The sequence below is a fragment of the Nostoc sp. NZL genome, assembly GCF_015714705.1.
Lineage (GTDB): Bacteria > Cyanobacteriota > Cyanobacteriia > Cyanobacteriales > Nostocaceae > Nostoc > Nostoc foliaceum_A.
Genome location: NZ_WBKL01000007.1, coordinates 1 through 15,850, shown reverse-complemented (window position 1 = coordinate 15,850; position 15,850 = coordinate 1). Strand labels below are relative to the sequence as shown.

The 15,850-nt window shown below is 38.6% G+C and carries 15 protein-coding genes and 1 pseudogene; 13 read left to right on the top strand and 3 right to left on the bottom strand.

The genetic code is table 11. The features are described from left to right. The 6 genes from F8R90_RS01110 to F8R90_RS01085 all read left to right on the top strand — a co-directional run. A partial coding sequence (locus F8R90_RS01110; RefSeq protein ID WP_196508844.1) for an HNH endonuclease occupies nucleotides 1–197 on the top strand: 197 nt, incomplete at its 5' end. 13 nt (nucleotides 198–210) lie between these two features. After that, nucleotides 211–387 (top strand): hypothetical protein, encoded by a 177-nt coding sequence (locus F8R90_RS01105; protein WP_196508842.1) that lies wholly within the window; start codon nucleotides 211–213, stop codon nucleotides 385–387. Between the two features lie 330 nt (nucleotides 388–717). Then, nucleotides 718–1,083 carry a hypothetical protein gene (locus F8R90_RS01100; protein WP_196508840.1) on the top strand — a complete coding sequence of 122 codons (366 nt, stop codon included), beginning with the start codon at nucleotides 718–720 and terminating at the stop codon, nucleotides 1,081–1,083. Nucleotides 1,084–1,181: 98 nt separating this feature from the next. Continuing rightward, nucleotides 1,182–2,366, top strand: coding sequence for a radical SAM protein (locus F8R90_RS01095; protein ID WP_196508838.1), 1,185 nt, complete (start codon nucleotides 1,182–1,184; stop codon nucleotides 2,364–2,366). A gap of 47 nt (nucleotides 2,367–2,413) precedes the next feature. Continuing rightward, nucleotides 2,414–3,295: a hypothetical protein gene (locus F8R90_RS01090; protein ID WP_196508836.1), complete on the top strand. Its 882-nt coding sequence runs from the start codon at nucleotides 2,414–2,416 to the stop codon at nucleotides 3,293–3,295. Between the two features lie 5 nt (nucleotides 3,296–3,300). Continuing rightward, complete coding sequence (locus F8R90_RS01085; protein WP_196508835.1) at nucleotides 3,301–3,486, top strand: hypothetical protein; 186 nt, start codon at nucleotides 3,301–3,303, stop codon at nucleotides 3,484–3,486. Here the strand turns inward: F8R90_RS01085 and F8R90_RS01080 are convergent. Together F8R90_RS01080 and F8R90_RS01075 are read right to left on the bottom strand one after the other, a co-directional pair. After that, nucleotides 3,483–3,917: a hypothetical protein gene (locus tag F8R90_RS01080; RefSeq protein WP_190894337.1), complete on the bottom strand. Its 435-nt coding sequence runs from the start codon at nucleotides 3,915–3,917 to the stop codon at nucleotides 3,483–3,485. The two genes, F8R90_RS01085 and F8R90_RS01080, sit on opposite strands and share 4 nt — an antisense overlap. A gap of 157 nt (nucleotides 3,918–4,074) precedes the next feature. Further along, on the bottom strand, nucleotides 4,075–7,059 hold the full coding sequence (locus F8R90_RS01075; protein ID WP_196508833.1) for a valine--tRNA ligase: 2,985 nt from the start codon (nucleotides 7,057–7,059) through the stop codon (nucleotides 4,075–4,077). Nucleotides 7,060–7,172: 113 nt separating this feature from the next. Here F8R90_RS01075 and F8R90_RS01070 point away from each other — a divergent pair. From F8R90_RS01070 to F8R90_RS01060, 3 genes and pseudogenes are all read left to right on the top strand, one after another. Further along, nucleotides 7,173–7,563: pseudogene (locus tag F8R90_RS01070) on the top strand (GxxExxY protein). Nucleotides 7,564–7,609: 46 nt separating this feature from the next. Beyond that, entirely contained in the window at nucleotides 7,610–8,875 is a 1,266-nt protein-coding gene (locus F8R90_RS01065) for an MFS transporter (RefSeq protein ID WP_196508831.1), read from the top strand. Between the two features lie 14 nt (nucleotides 8,876–8,889). Next, nucleotides 8,890–9,846 carry an N-acetylglucosamine kinase gene (locus F8R90_RS01060; protein WP_196508829.1) on the top strand — a complete coding sequence of 319 codons (957 nt, stop codon included), beginning with the start codon at nucleotides 8,890–8,892 and terminating at the stop codon, nucleotides 9,844–9,846. Nucleotides 9,847–9,889: 43 nt separating this feature from the next. On the opposite strand, the gene F8R90_RS01055 is transcribed toward F8R90_RS01060, so the two are convergent. Beyond that, a complete protein-coding gene (locus F8R90_RS01055; protein ID WP_196508827.1) occupies nucleotides 9,890–10,630 on the bottom strand; it encodes a dienelactone hydrolase family protein in 741 nt (246 codons plus the stop codon). Between the two features lie 388 nt (nucleotides 10,631–11,018). Here F8R90_RS01055 and F8R90_RS01050 point away from each other — a divergent pair, with 388 nt between their 5' ends. The 4 genes from F8R90_RS01050 to F8R90_RS01035 all read left to right on the top strand — a co-directional run bounded on the left by F8R90_RS01050 (nucleotide 11,019) and on the right by F8R90_RS01035 (nucleotide 15,693). Next, complete coding sequence (locus tag F8R90_RS01050; RefSeq protein ID WP_196508825.1) at nucleotides 11,019–13,127, top strand: GNAT family N-acetyltransferase; 2,109 nt, start codon at nucleotides 11,019–11,021, stop codon at nucleotides 13,125–13,127. A 10-nt stretch (nucleotides 13,128–13,137) separates the two neighbouring features. After that, complete coding sequence (locus tag F8R90_RS01045) at nucleotides 13,138–13,614, top strand: ASCH domain-containing protein (RefSeq protein WP_190894319.1); 477 nt, start codon at nucleotides 13,138–13,140, stop codon at nucleotides 13,612–13,614. Nucleotides 13,615–13,675: 61 nt separating this feature from the next. Beyond that, nucleotides 13,676–15,271, top strand: coding sequence for an McrB family protein (locus F8R90_RS01040; protein ID WP_230966022.1), 1,596 nt, complete (start codon nucleotides 13,676–13,678; stop codon nucleotides 15,269–15,271). Then, nucleotides 15,244–15,693, top strand: a complete 450-nt coding sequence (locus tag F8R90_RS01035) for a hypothetical protein (RefSeq protein ID WP_196508821.1) — start codon at nucleotides 15,244–15,246, stop codon at nucleotides 15,691–15,693. Before F8R90_RS01040 ends, F8R90_RS01035 begins: the two co-directional genes overlap by 28 nt. Nucleotides 15,694–15,850: the final 157 nt, after the last annotated feature.

Below are 15,850 nucleotides of genomic sequence, written 5' to 3'. Positions count from 1 at the left end.
ATATTGAAGTCCACCATATCCGTAAACTAGCAGACATTAAGCTTCATAGATGTAAAGAACGTCCAGAATGGATGGTCAAAATGTCAGCACGTAAACGAAAAACCCTTGTGGTTTGTCGTCAGTGCCACGAGAAAATCCAATACGGACGCTACGATGGTGAAACTCTCAAACGTTTTGATTACTGGAAAGCGAAGTGATACGGAAACGGTCATGCTTCGTTTGGAGGGGGGTGGTTGGAAAAGTACCAATACTGGTAACTCGCTGGCTACCTACCCTACCGCACGTCCGGTTCTGAGGGGGCGGGATTATAGCGATATAGTCCTGCTACCCGACCACGGTGATGCTTTTCACCGACAACTTAACTTTTTTATCTACCATTATTTCTAACTTTTGATAGACTATTTTATTTTGATTGATCTATCAAAAGTTGGGATAATATTTTTGTATGATAAGTAGGATTAATTTAAGACTTAATCAGGCATTTTTATTGCAAAACTGTGATTTGAAAAGGGGATAAAAATACTTAAAAATCAAACATAGCAACGCGCAGAGAAATATCAATTAGAGCGCGAATGCTTTTCATCTCATCTCTGTGATAACAATGTTATTGTCTGCCCAAAATGCTAAATTTTGGAAGAATACTTACTGGAAAAATACTCACCTGGGTTTAGTAATCAGAAAACTTGATAATTTACGGAGTTTAATAAGAGAGGCATTATGAAGAAGTTAGTGTCTAATTTACCAAGCCATTTGATTTTGTTCTTAGTAATTATGGCTCCATCTGTAGTGGTTTCTGAGCTAGTACAAGCTGCGAACTCTAATCAAAATATTCAAGTTAAGGAGGCTATGAACCCTGTAGATACTATTAATTTTTCCTCTAGCTTAAGTGAAAAGATACAAGCTATTATAGGAAACAGACAAACTGTAGCAGTTGATCCACACGAACCTCAGCTACTAGCGCGAAGACCAAAATTTCGCTTGTTTGATAATGGTCCTAGTTTCGTACAAAACCAACCCTATCAAGCTAATCAACAAGGTAATCGTCCTTCAGCATTAGAAACTTTTCAATCTTTAATACATTAAAGTTTAGTGGATGAGAAAGCATAATTAATTTAGAAAAAACTGATGATTCTAAATTAATTGTGCGTCTAAAATATTGTCTAAACTCACTGTTTAAACTTATGAAATCGGAAGCTAGACAGGTTCAATTTGTGGTAAAAACTTCTAAGCTTTGTAACTTACGCTGTCGCTATTGTTATGAATACTTAGAACTAGGTGATAGAACAAAAATTGCGCTAGAACAACTGGATAAAATGTATCATCACATTGCTAATTATTATAGTCAGATTGACTTGAAAACAGACATTCAGTTTGTTTGGCATGGTGGAGAACCACTCTTGCAATCACCTGATTATTATTGGCGTACTTTTGACCATCAGCAACAGATTTTTGGAGAACTGGCAAGTTCTGTTACTAATGTAGTTCAAACTAACCTGACAACACTTAACAAAGAAAGTATCCGATTATTATCCGAGGGATTTGATGGTGTCGGTGTTTCTGTTGACTTATTTGGAGGTCTACGTGTTAAGCAATCAGGAGTTGATTCTTTATTAACAGTTTTAAAAAATATGGATCGCTTACTAAATGCAAATGTTTCCTTTGGATGTATTACTGTTTTAACTAAATTAAATTTACCTTATCTTCAAGAGATTTTTAAATTTTATGAAAAGATGAAGCTTCATTTTCGGATTTTACCACTATTCAATGGAGCTTTTGAAGGGCAACATCAAGGATTTGAAATTACTCCACAAGAAGTTCTGCAAGCTTTTTGCACTCTTGTAGATATGTGGATGGAAAGCCAAAATATGGTAATGATTTTGCCAATCATGGAATATATAGAAATAATTCTTCGTCACTATAGCTCTGATTCTCAATCATATTTTTACGATAAGACGGAATGGGAATCAATTTATGTAGTGAATGTTAATGGTGATATTTATAGTTATGGAGATGCTTATAAACCAGAATTTTGTCATGGAAATTTATTTCAAAGTCCTTTAGAAAATATTATTTTAAGCCCTGTACATAAAAAAGTAATATCCGCAGCAGAAGAACGCATGATGTCTGTCTGTACTTCCTGCCAATATTTTGGAAGTTGTAGCGGTTATCCAATGGCTGAAGAAGCTATTATTAATAATCAATTTGATGAAGAAGGCAATATTGATTGTATCATCGAAAAAGGAATTTTAAAACACATAGAATCACGTTTAATCCAATCGGGAATTATTGAACCAATTTCTCGAAAAATCAATATTGAACAGCCAAAGCAATTCCCAGTAGTTTCAGCATTAGACTGTCCGTTATAAAAAAATACTTTTAATTAGGGAAACATAAAAGTTTTTAGGTAATCTTTGTGATAATTACAAGTGAAAATTTAAATTTAAAAAAAAGCATCCAAATTTTTGATCCCATCAATTCTGGAGGAAATAATCCCAGAATTAGGCTGAGTTCCGGAACATTTCAAAAAATCGAATTAGAAGACGATAAAGTTAAATATCGCAGTAGTGCTTTTCTACCCAAAGAACCTTGGAGACAAACGAATACAACAGAATATAACCTGCTTTTTAGCAATGAAGCTATGTCCAAACCGAAGACATGGGATATCGGTTCACATATAGCTATAGTTCGCATTCCCGAATATGCCTTGTTGCCTTTGGGAAAATTTAATTTTCGTTCAATAGAAACAGTAGAAGAGTATCAATCTATTGTCAGTAATCTTGAAGGTGAAAAAGCAATTAAAGAAGTTCTCAATCGTCTTTCAGATTACATTTTAAATCCTCAAAATTTAGAAATATTAGGTATTCAAGTTACTGAGCCTAATTTAAAAACTGTAACTGTTAATTATTATGGCAGTTCTAACGAAAAACTGTTCGTTGGTATGCACCTTGATAGTTGGGATAAAGCACCATTGAGACGCAGACATAAATCCCGAAATAGAATTTGCATTAATTTAGGGCAAGAAGATAGATTTTTTTTGTTTATTAACCTAACTCTGATGGATATGTTTCGGCATTTGGGGTTGTCTGAGACTGAGGATATTCATAAGCATTATAGAGGTACAGAAATAGGGTACGAGTTTATGCTGCGATATCCTTCATATCCTGTAGTTCAATTAAGAGTTGCACCAGGGGAAGCATATATTGCTCCCACTGATAATATAATTCATGAAGCTTCCACTATCGGTAATCATTATCCTGATATTACTTTGACTTTTCTTGGCTATTTTGGAATATGAAAACATTGACTCGAATCATCGTGCAGGTCTCCCGCCCAGGAGGTTCTTCTGCCAAAGCTCACCCAAGCTATAGTCTTCCAGCCATGCCTCCAATTCATGCTGATTCAGCCTCCGAAGGGAGGAAGTTCCCTCATCGCGGTCTACAACAGTCACTTGAAGCCTTTATGGGCAATACAATTGCAAACTTTTAACTTTCCTCTTGGGGATAACTATTTTTCTCGCGTTTGAGGCTTTCTTCTAAGGCTTGAATTTGTTCGCGTCTAGCTTCCAACTCTAAGGAACGCCTTGCTAAGTCTTGGTTTTGCAACGTCAGGGATTGCCGCCAATGTTCTGCTCGCTCGGCTTCGTGCTGCAAAAATTCTGGGGTAATGCCGATGGTGAGGTAGCTTTGTACCAGATGCAGTACCCAGTTGGTGGCATCTTCTAGTCTTTCAATATCGCCTGTAGGGGAAAGTTCCACTAAAACAAGCAAGTTTTCACTCATGATCTTCCCCTTACCTAGCAGAATGAAGGCCTCTTCGGGAATTATCGCCCACAAGTTATCAGCTTCTTGACGCGCCAACAAGCGTAACTGGTGCTGGTCTAAAAAATCGTTTTTACGCACCTGGGCTAGATATAGCATGAGGGTTGCTTCGCTCCAATTCAAAATTCAAAATTCAAAAAAAATTTAATAAAAAATAAATGCCAGAATTGATATTTTGTTAATTGGTAATGGGTAATTGAGAATTATTGACACTCCCATCACCCATTACAGTTATCCTAAGCTACGTAGGCGATCGCTACGACAACCCCTTGAGGCGATCGCGCAAAATTTCTGCTTGTTTTTCTGCCTCTGCTAACGCTTCTCGCGCTGCTTGCACTACATCAGCAGGTGCTTGTTCAACAAACTTAGGATTGCTTAATCTAGCACGTAAACCACTAATTTCTGCTTCTACTTTGTTCAGGCGTTTTTGTAGTTTGGCACTAACTGCTTCGACATCTACCACGCCAGCAAGGGGAATTAGCACTTGAACTGTACCAATTACACCAGCGATCGCATTTTCTGGTTCTTGTACTTGTTCTAATTCTCTCTGCGGGAAAAATCGGCTCCATAACCTAAGTCTTGCTTGAGCAGTTAGTAAATTTTGGCTAACAAACCAAGCTGTGTAACCAAAACCAACTAGTTCAAAGAAAGTTCCGACGATGGGAGTGTCATCAATAGCATTCCCCACGGCCAAACCTAGTCTACCAAAGACAATGGCAACAATAATTAAGCCAATTGTCTTCAAACCCCTCTGAGGTTTTTTAGCAGCAACAGTTTGGTTTTCTTCCTTGTCAGTAATGGTTAAAGTCTCAACCTTAGCCAAATCTTTAATATAAGCCTGTCCAGCAGTCAGGATTTCCCGCTCTTTTTCGCTTTCACTTTGCAAATTCGCTGTCACTTTTACCCCTGGCTTAATATCCGCTTCAGCCCGCAAATTGCGAATTGTGCGGATAGTGCCAATCAGCAATTCAAACTGTTCTTCCAAAGCTGGATCAACCAAGTTTGTATCCACCTGGGGATAGGTTTGTAATGGTAAAGTTTGCGGGGAATCTGCTGGTTGTTGCGTAAGAGTTTGCCAAATTTCCTCGGTAATATGAGGCATGAACGGATGAAGCAGTTTCAAAATTCCTTCCAATATGTAGCCGAGGGTTTGCTGTGCTACCCGCCGCGATGCTGGATCAGCATCCTGCTGAAGGCGAGATTTCACCAGTTCAATATACTGATCGCAGAAATCACCCCAAATGAATTCGTACAATCCCTTAGCTGCTTCCCCTAAACCGTAATTATCGATGTAATTGGTGGTTTGTTTGACAACTTGATGATACCGCGAGATGATCCAGCGATCGCTCAATTCGATAGCTACTGGGTTCCCCAATTGTTGCGGGGTCTGTCCATCCAAATTCATCATCACAAATCGGGCAGCATTCCACAACTTATTTGCAAAGTTGCGGGATGCCTCCACAGATGGTGATTCATCCTTTTTGCGATCGTATTCCAAGCGGATATCTTGACCAGCGCCAGCCACTTCCCTAATTAGGGTGTAGCGCAGGGCATCAGTACCATATTTGTCAATCAGTAACAATGGGTCAATGCCATTACCTTTGGTCTTTGACATCTTCTGACCTTTTTCATCCAGCACCAAGCCGTGGATGTAAACCGTTTGGAAAGGCATCTGCTGCGTAAAATGCCCAGCCATCATTGTCATTCTGGCTACCCAGAAAAAGATGATGTCAAAGCCTGTCACCAAAGTAGTAGTCGGGTAGTAAGTTGCTAAATCCTGAGTTTGTTCCGGCCAACCCAAAGTTGAAAACGGCCAGAGTCCAGAAGAAAACCAAGTATCTAGCACATCTGGGTCTTGTTCTAACTTGACATTTTCGCCAAATTGTGATTTAGCTTTGTCCCAAGCTTCAGCTTCCGATTTTGCTACCACAAACGGCGTGTTATCGGTAATTTGCCCATCCGTTTCACTTATAGCGTACCAAGCAGGAATTTGGTGTCCCCACCATAATTGGCGAGAGATACACCAATCTTTGAGTTTTACTAGCCAATCACGATAGACCTTTGTCCAGCGTTGGGGGACAAACTCTGGAGAAGTTTGCTGGTCGAGGAATTCGAGAGTGTTGTCAGCTAGGGGGCGAATTTTGACGAACCACTGAGTTGAGAGGAGGGGTTCAATGGGTACTTTACCGCGATCGCTGTAGGGAATGGTATGTTTATAATCTTCTATCTTCACCAAAAAGCCATCTGCTTCTAAGCGAGAAACCACATTTTTTCTAGCAACAAAGCGGTCTTGTCCTTGAAACTCCCCGGCGTTGGCGTTGAGAGTGCCGTCTTTATTCATAATGTTGATGAACGGCAGATTGTGACGCTTACCCATGTCAAAATCGTTCGGGTCATGAGCGGGAGTTACCTTCACGCAACCTGTCCCGAAGGTGGGATCAACGAATTCATCGCCAATAATCGGAATTTCTCGTTGTAGAATTGGCAGAGTTAAAGTTTTGCCGATGAGATGTTTGTAGCGATCGTCATTGGGATTTACTGCTACAGCCGTATCACCCAGCATAGTTTCTGGTCTAGTTGTCGCCACCTCGACAAAACCGGAACCATCGGTGAGAGGATAGCGGAAGTGCCAGAGATTTCCATTAACCTCTTGATTTTCCACCTCCACGTCAGACACAGCTGACTGAGAAGCGGGACACCAGTTAACTAAATATTCACCACGATAAATTAAGCCTTCCTCGTAGAGGCGAGTAAACGCCTCGACAACAGCTTTAGATAAACCCTCATCCAGAGTAAATCTTTCCCGTGACCAGTCCACCGAGACACCTAAACGTCGTAGCTGATTAAGAATTGTTCCCTCAGACTCCGCCTTCCATTGCCAAGCGCGTTCTAAGAATTTTTCCCGCCCCAATTCGTAGCGAGTCTTACCCTCCTTTTTGAGTTGCTTTTCCAGCATACTATGCACAGCAATGCTGGCGTGGTCAGTTCCGGGTAGCCACAGGGTATTGCGCCCCTGCATCCGGTGGTAGCGCACGAGGGTATCAATCAACGCACTTTCAAAAGCGTGACCCATGTGCAAACTGCCGGTGACATTCGGCGGGGGAATGACGATGCAGTAGGGTTTGCCGCCTTTGTTGGGGTCAGCTTTGTAAACTTGGTTGTCTTCCCAGAATTTTTGCCATTTGGCTTCAGTGGAAAAGGGGTCGTAGAGACTGGGGAGATTGGGAATGGTTGCGGTCATGCTGGGCAAACTAAGGAAGGACTTTAATAAATTTTGCCATAGGGTTGGAGAGGGTTTGATGGAAACGAACCGCAAAGGACACAAAGTACACAAAGGAAGAGGAGGAAGATAAGATGAGGCAACCAAGTGGTCAGATAGAAAATTTAGCTTATAGGGTTATTGGGGCGGCGATTGAAGTACATCAGGTATTAGGAGCAGGGTTTTTAGAGGAGGTTTATCACAAGGCGCTGAGAGAAGAATTTCTGATGCGCCAGATACCTCACAAGTTTGAGTATCCAGTCAAAGTAAACTACAAAGGTCGTCCAGTAGGCGAGGGTAAATTAGATTTTTTGGTTGGAGACTCTCTAATTGTTGAATTGAAAGCTGTCCAAAACTTAATCCCCATTCATGAAGCCCAAGTCCTCTCCTACCTTAAAATGACTCATTACCCCTCTAGCTCTTCTCATCAACTTTAACGTCCCTCTCCTCAAAGACGGCATCAAACGCATCATACTCTCTTCTTAATCTTCTTTGCGCTCTTTGCGTCCTTTGCGGTTCGTTCTCCAAATCCATGAAACACCAAACAACCTCCCCTTGGACATTCATCCCCACCCTATATTTCACCTCCGGCATACCTTACATCATCATCAACACAGTTTCCGTTATCTTTTACAAAAAACTCGGAATAGATAATACTCAAATCGCCTTGTGGACAAGTTTTCTCTATCTACCTTGGGTCATCAAAATGTTTTGGGGCCCAATTGTTGATACTTACTCTACCAAACGCAAATGGATACTTTGTACCCAATTTGCCATGTTCTGCTGCTTGGGTTTGATAGCCTTCTCCTTACAACTACCAAATTTCTTTTTCATCTCCCTCACTGCATTAACAATAGGAGCATTTATTTCCGCAACTTATGATATTGCCACAGACGGCTTCTATCTACTGGCTTTATCTCCAGAACAACAAGCCTTCTTTGTTGGCATTCGCTCACTGTTTTATCGAATGGCTGTCATTTTTGGCTCTGGAATATTAGTAGTTTTAGCAGGTCAGCTTGAAGTATCTCTCAATAACATTCCTTTAAGTTGGACTCTAGCTATTGGCTTCTCAGCTTTAATTTTAGCAATCCTGTTTATTTACCATCGCCTAATTTTACCTTTACCTGAGTCAGATAATAAACAACAGCTACAGGCTACAGAAAAGATACCCTTTTGGTCAATCATTAGCTCATATTTTGCTCAAGATAAAATTATAAATATTTTAGCATTTATCTTACTCTACAGACTTGGCGAAGCAATGCTTGTGAAGATAGCCTCTTTATTTTTATTGGACAAACCAGAAGTAGGAGGCTTAGGGCTATCAACATCAGATGTCGGGTTAGCCTATGGGACATTTGGAGTAATATCCCTGATTTGTGGAGGAATTTTAGGAGGCTTGCTAATTTCTAGATATGGATTAAAAAAATGTCTGTTTCCTATGGCTTTAGCTTTGAATTTACCTGATATATTTTATGTATATATGGCTTACGCCAAACCTTCACTAACATTAGTATATCCCTTGGTTTCCTTAGAACAATTTGGGTATGGTTTTGGATTTACAGCTTTTAGTGTTTATTTAATGTATATCAGCCAAGGCGAATATAAAACTTCTCATTTTGCTATCTCCACTGGCATTATGGCTTTAGGAATGATGTTACCCGGCTTAATTAGCGGTTATCTGCAAAAAGCATTTGGATATCCATTATTTTTTATCATGGTCTGTTTGTTCACAATTCCTGGAATGATTGCTCTATTTTTTATTCCTTTAAAAGAAGAACTAAAGCATCACAATAATTAATATTATTACAGAACATGAGTTATGTTTTAGGAATAGATGGCGGCGGTAGCAAGACTGTTTGTGTCTTAATGAATGATTTACGTCAAGTGCTAGGTCGTGGTAAAGCAGGTTCATCTAATTATCAGACTATAGGTATCGAAGCAACTTTACAATCTATTCAATCAGCAATTCATCATGCGCTTGAAGCAGCAATAATTACAAATACTGTGAATATTGACGCGATATGTTTGGGTTTAGCAGGTGTAGGTCGTGCAACAGATATCGAAGTAGTAAAAGGTTTAGTTAAAGAGTTACAGAATAACAAATTGCCTATTTATTGGGCATTACAGCCAGCGAATATTGTAATTTGTAACGATGCTTTAATTGCTTTAGTTGGTGGAATTGGTCAGCCTGTAGGAATTGTGGTTGCAGCAGGTACTGGTTCGATAGTTTTCGGCCGAAACCATCAGGGATATACGAAGCGAGTTGGCGGCTGGGGGTATATTTTAGGAGATGAAGGTAGTGCCTATAAAATTGCGATCGCAGGCATGAACGCAGCATTAAAATCTTATGATGGACGAGAGATGTCAACGAGTTTGGTAGAGGGTTTCAAACAGCATCTTGATTTGGAAAATATAGAAGATTTAATAGAAGTAGTATATCGCCGAGAATGGGGAGTTAAACAGATAGCCGCTTTAGCACCAATTGTAGATTTTGCAGCAGCGTCAGGTGATATAGTAGCGAATATCATAATTGATGATGCTGTAAAAGAGTTAGTGAAAGCTACATCTACAGTAATTCATGCAATTTTTACTGTTGACTCAGCTTTAGAAGTCGTCACAACAGGAAGTGTGTGGCGCGGTAGATGCAAGATCCATGAAAGATTTGCAGCGTCTCTTGTTAAGAAGTTTCCTAATGTAAAGGTGATTTTTCCGAGGTACGAGCCTGCTTATGGTGCTGGGTTATTAGCATTGCAGACAACTCAAAATTGACGGGCTACTAACTGTTTAGCGAAGAAAGCAATAATAGGAGTTTTCAGTCTGCAAATATACGTCCCAAGAAAGTTACTATTTCAGACCAAGCAGAAGTGGTAGCACTAGAATCATAGCGATAACCATCGTCGCGCATGAATGTATGTTCTGCTTCATACAAGAAAACTTGGTGAGGTATGTTAGCATTTTCAATTGCTTTTATTATGGTTTGGCGATCGCTATCTGGTATATGAGGGTCAAGAGTACCGAACACCATTAGCATCTCACCTTTGATTTCACTTACCCTCTGGATTGTATCAGCTACCTCTTTACCCAGTTTACCACTGGGAATCCCAGTAGGGTAACAGCAGACACAAGCCCGAATTTCGTTTTGAAATGCTGCGCGGAAAGCTAAATGTCCGCCAATACAAAAGCCGAGAGTCCCTATTTTTTTTGAAGAAACCGCACTCTCTCCTTTCAGAAATTCAATCACAGCAAGGCAATCGGCATCATAATCAGCTACGGAGGTTCGACGCGCATCGTCATTACCCCGCATCCTTCCCAGATCGTCTGGCTCAATTACTAAACCAACTGGCTCAATTCGGTGAAAAATTTCTGGGGCTGCTACTACATAGCCGTATCCTGCTAAGTAGTTAGCTAGACGAATCATTGCATCACCTAACTGATAAATATCACTGTAGAAGACAATACCAGGGTATTTTCCTGCTGCTTTGGGAGCCGCAACATAAACACGCATTAAGCTGCCATCTACTCTTAATTCAACATTGCGCTTAGTGATTTGCACTTTTTTGTCTCCGTGTTACGCTTGCTGTCATTAGCTTCTACACTGTAGCGCCGCAGCATCCGGTTACTTTCATTCAACCCACAGTTTGGCGTTCTTTTACCATCATTGCGATCGTTTAATATGCCCAGTGGAAGTTTGTTGCGATCGCCTTAATACACCCATTACCTTAACGACGGTAGGCTAGTTAGAACTTAATTTGGGTTAAGCATTTCTTCCTTATCTTGCTTTGCGTCTTGGCGGTTCGTTAAAAAATTGGCAGTATTTTAGAGTTACACAGACAAAGCCTACGGTAGCAAGCTATATTTTAGTTCCTAAATATGATAGGTGTTAAGGCGCTCCCATTTTAATAACAGTAAGTGAATACTATAGTAAAAGAGGTATAAAATAAGTGACAAAAGACGGTCAGATAAAAATTGAAGAGATTGACGACAGATCACCATATTTACCAGCCGTTATAGAACTATGGGGTCTCAATAGAACAACCCTTGGCTTTTTCCCTAAAGGTGATTTTGCAGAACGTGCAAAGAATCGCCAGATACTTGTAGCTCTTGATCCTGAAGCAGGGTGCATTGGCTATTTATTATATCGACATTCGTATGATCGGATCACAATCGTTCATCTTTGCGTTGATGGGGAGCATCAAAACAAGAAAGTGGCAAGATTACTTGTCAATCACCTCAAACAAATAACTCAAGAAAAGTATACAGGTATTGGCTTAAACTGCCGTCGTGATTATGACTTAGCAGGTATGTGGTCAAAATTAGGTTTCGTTCCTCAATATGAAAAAGAAGGAAAGAGTAAAGATAAGAAGTTGCTAACTTTTTGGTGGTTTGATCACGGGCATCAAAATCTATTTTCTACTAATCACATTTTTAAGCTTGAGTCAAAGCTATGCGTTGTTATCGATGCCAATATTTTTTTTAATTTATATAGAGATGAAGATAGCAGTAATGAAGAATCTAGATTACTATTGGCTGATTGGTTAGAACCAGAGCTAGAATTATGCATTACCGATGAAATATTTAACTATATAAGTCTTGTTAATGATGATAAGCAAAGAGAATCACAAAGACAATTAGCAAAACGTTTTGTCAGCTTGCCCTGTCTAAGTAAAAGTTTAGATGAAATATGTCAAAATCTCCAAAAAGTTATATATCCAAAAAATATAATTCTTTCTGAACTTGATGTACGTCATTTAGCGAGAGCTATAGCGTCAGAATCTCATGTATTCGTAAGTAATAAAAAAGAACTGTTAGATATTGCAGATGAAATTTACGATAAATTTAGACTCTCTATTCTTACTCTTGATGAACTGCTGATTCAATTAGACGAGCTTCGCAATAAGCCTGATTATCAGCCTGTACGTTTGGCTGGTACTCTCCTAAAGCAAGTATCAGTACAAAGGGGACAAGAAGATTTATTGACCAATTATTTTACTTGTATAAATCAAGGTGAAACAAAAGCTGGATTTCAACAGCAGTTACGTCGGTTTCTCGCTGAGGTAGACAAGTTTGATTGTTATATAGTTATAGAAGGAGAAAATCAACCACTTGCTTTATTTGTGTATGGTAAACATAAAAAAAATGAGCTAGAAGTTCCACTTCTCAGAGTTGTTAATAATCACTTATCAGCTACACTGGTACGGCACTTGATTTTTCAATCGGTATTACATTCTGCTCATGAACATCGTCAATTTACTAGAATTACTGATTTAACTTTAGACGAAACTGTTATTACAGCTATTCAGGAAGATAATTTTATCCGAGTTAATAACGGATGGCTAAAGGTAAACTTAGCAGTTGCTGAAACTGCATCCCAGTTATCAATACGCCTCGTTACTTTAGCTTCTAATTTAGGGCAAGAATATAATTTTTGTATTCAAATAGCTGATAGTCTCAATACAAACAACTTAATTACAGATATTCAAGCATCAGCAAATATTGAACGATTCCTTTTTCCAGGAAAAATTATTGATGCTGAAATACCAAATTTTATCATTCCCATTCAACCCAAATGGGCAAAAGATTTATTTGATTCAGATTTGGCTAGGCAAACTCTATTTGGATCAAAAATAGAACTTGCTTTTAACCGTGAAGCTGTTTATTATCGATCAGTTAGGAACTCAAGAGGATTAAAAGCTCCATGTCGGATTATTTGGTATGTGAGCCAGGATGATTATAAGTCTTACTGTGGAATAAGCTCTATTCGAGCCTGCTCCTTTGTAGATGAGATTATCATCGATCAACCTAAAAATCTTTACCAACGTTTTCAACGACTAGGAGTTTATAAATTGGCTGATATTATGAATGTAAATCAAGATAAAGATGGCAATATCATGGCAATTCGATTCAGTAATACTGAGTTGTTTAAATATTCTATAAATTTAAAGCAAGTTCAAAATATTATCAATAGGAAAGAATCATTCCAGTCAGCTTGTAAAATTAGTAATGATTCTTTTAAAAAGTTATATAATTTAGGCTATACCAATAAGATATAGATAAACTTTCATGCCTAGCAACATCCTTTTATTGTCAATTAAACCTAAGTATGCAGAAAAAATATTTTCTGGGAAAAAACAAGTAGAACTCCGTCGTGTTCGCTCTCGATTAAATATGGATGACTTAGTTTTAGTCTATGTCTCATCTCCCAAAAAAGCTTTAGTAGGTTCATTTGAAGTAAAGTATATTACTCAAATGGAAATTAAAAAATTACCAAAAGACTTAAATGAATTTTGGAAACAAGTCAAAAATATAGCGGGAATTAGTTCTAAAGAATTTCAAAGTTATTATGATGGTGCTTCAGTAATGGTTGGTATTTTTGTGAAAAATATCAAAACCTTACCAGATCCTATTGAGTTAACACAACTAAGAGAGAAAATACCAGAATTTCGGCCTCCGCAAAGTTATCGTTACTTAAAGGAAAGTGAGTTCAAGATGTTTGAATCTATGATGCAAAACATAACAATTAGTTCTTCATCTGAATAAATATATTTATTTTAATTATAAATAAATTATGTACCAACTAATCTGAAGTTTATTAATGATAATGTTAGCTGACAATAAATCTGAATTTGTGAGGTTGTTTCAGGAATTCGTAATCTCATATCCTTATACAACATCTGGGATAAGTCATACAAACTCATATACTCAGCAGCGTCAGCAGAGACGTCGTAATTTTGAAGCGATTGCAGCAGCAACAGACTCTGGAGAAAACGTGACAGAATCATTGTTACTACCTCTGTTGCTACCTTATGATAACAATACCAAAAATCCTCAAAGGGGCGCTTGGATTCATGTTGCTTCATCTGTAACGAAAGATATAAAAGAATTGTATGAAGGATCAAAATGGGTAAAACCCGAAGACTGGCGACAAATTTATTTTGCAATTTGGAATTTTGTTCGTTGCTGCAATGATAATCCAGAGAAATTATCAGCAGCTTGTAAAGAATTTTCACAGATACCCTATTCTAAGGATTTCCAAACGGAAATACTCACCCCTGTCCTTAACAGCCTTCGACCAGATGAATTTCTTTTGATTAACAATAAATTGCTGCGAGTAATCAACTATTTTGCCAATACAGACCATAAACCAAAGCTAACAGATTATCCAGCAGCCAACAGTACAGGACACAAACTAATTAAAGAATTTGCTAAAGTGATGCACCAACCAGGTGTACCAGCTTTGCGAGATGATGACTTATTTGATATGTTTTCTCATTGGCTTGTAGAGGTGAAGAAATATGACTTCAGCAATTACAACCTCAAAAAGACTACTTACTGGAGTAAAGAAATTAAGCCCCCAGAATATACTTTGTCTCAACTTACTGAAGAAATAGGTCTTAACGAAACAATAATAAAAAGCTGGATACGTACAATTAATCGTAAAGGTCAAGCAATTTTATATGGTTCACCTGGAACAGGCAAAACTTTCATAGCTGAAAAACTTGCAAAACACTTAATCGGCGGTAGTGATGGTTTTTCGGAACTAGTACAATTTCATCCAGCATACTCTTATGAAGACTTTATTCAAGGTATCCGTCCCCAAAGTCAAGAAGGAAAATTAATATATCCACTGGTTCCAGGGCACTTTTTGGAATTCTGCAAAAGGGCAGAGTCTTATCATGATACTTGTGTTTTAATCATTGATGAAATAAACCGTGCCAATCTCGCACAAGTTTTTGGCGAACTAATGTACTTACTTGAGTACCGAGATAGAGAAATTCCACTAGCTGGCGGTAACACCTTTCGCATTCCAGAAAATGTCCGCATTATTGGGACAATGAATACAGCAGATAAATCTATTGCCAATATAGATCATGCGCTACGCCGTCGTTTTGCATTTATTGAACTTCGCCCAAACTATGATGTGCTGCGACGTTATCACCGAAAAAGAGGTTTTGCAGTAGAGGGATTAATTAAGATTTTACAGCAATTAAATCAGGCGATCGCAGACAAAAACTACGAAATTGGTATTTCATTCTTTTTAACAGACAATCTCCAGGAAGATATAGAAGATATATGGCGTATGGAAATTGAGCCATATTTAGAAGAGTACTTTTTTAACCAGCTAGAAAAAGTAGATGAGTTTCGCTGGGATGAAATCAAGAATAAACTATGTATACCAACCCAGCAAAACCAATAATTATTGAACTTACAGAATACGAAAATAAATTATTTCAGCGTGATGAAATACCCGATTCAGTCGGAGTCGAGTTAGATGATAAATACAAAACACAAGTAGATATAGAATTTCCTAACCATAAAACGAGACAACATTGGAAACTGAAAGCTAAAGGATGGGTAGGTTACATTCCTGTAACTCCTGAATTGCATCTCAAAATAAATCCGAAAGTGCCTATCCAAAACCTCTTCGGAATGCTGGAATATGCCTACAATCTAAAAGGGTTTCGCTTTCTCGAAGGACTGATGGATTGTGAATCTCTAGAGAATTTTTACAATAATCTGGCTCATATTTTAGCCGATAGAGTTTTACTGGAGTTTAGACTAGGCAACAAGAAAAGACTCAGCAACGCTGAGTTGAAAAGAAACAGACTTCAGAGATGAAAATCTACACTACTAAGCAGATTCTGATTGCTCTTTGCGGGGCTTGGTTGTAGTTTTTTTAACTATGGGGTAGCGAATTCTACGTTTACGTGGTTGATCCGTCTTCCAGCCTGGAGACTTTCCGCGAGATTTGGGTGGTTGGGCTGGAGTACCAATC

Bases quoted from the DNA above. Each gene is read 5' to 3' on its own strand.
- F8R90_RS01105 (WP_196508842.1), top strand. From the start codon at position 211: ATGCTTCGTTTGGAGGGGGGTGGTTGGAAAAGTACCAATACTGGTAAC.
- F8R90_RS01100 (WP_196508840.1), top strand. From the start codon at position 718: ATGAAGAAGTTAGTGTCTAATTTACCAAGCCATTTGATTTTGTTCTTA.
- F8R90_RS01095 (WP_196508838.1), top strand. From the start codon at position 1,182: ATGAAATCGGAAGCTAGACAGGTTCAATTTGTGGTAAAAACTTCTAAG.
- F8R90_RS01080 (WP_190894337.1), bottom strand. From the start codon at position 3,917: ATGCTATATCTAGCCCAGGTGCGTAAAAACGATTTTTTAGACCAGCAC.
- F8R90_RS01075 (WP_196508833.1), bottom strand. From the start codon at position 7,059: ATGACCGCAACCATTCCCAATCTCCCCAGTCTCTACGACCCCTTTTCC.
- F8R90_RS01065 (WP_196508831.1), top strand. From the start codon at position 7,610: ATGAAACACCAAACAACCTCCCCTTGGACATTCATCCCCACCCTATAT.
- F8R90_RS01060 (WP_196508829.1), top strand. From the start codon at position 8,890: ATGAGTTATGTTTTAGGAATAGATGGCGGCGGTAGCAAGACTGTTTGT.
- F8R90_RS01045 (WP_190894319.1), top strand. From the start codon at position 13,138: ATGCCTAGCAACATCCTTTTATTGTCAATTAAACCTAAGTATGCAGAA.
- F8R90_RS01040 (WP_230966022.1), top strand. From the start codon at position 13,676: ATGTTAGCTGACAATAAATCTGAATTTGTGAGGTTGTTTCAGGAATTC.
- F8R90_RS01035 (WP_196508821.1), top strand. From the start codon at position 15,244: ATGTATACCAACCCAGCAAAACCAATAATTATTGAACTTACAGAATAC.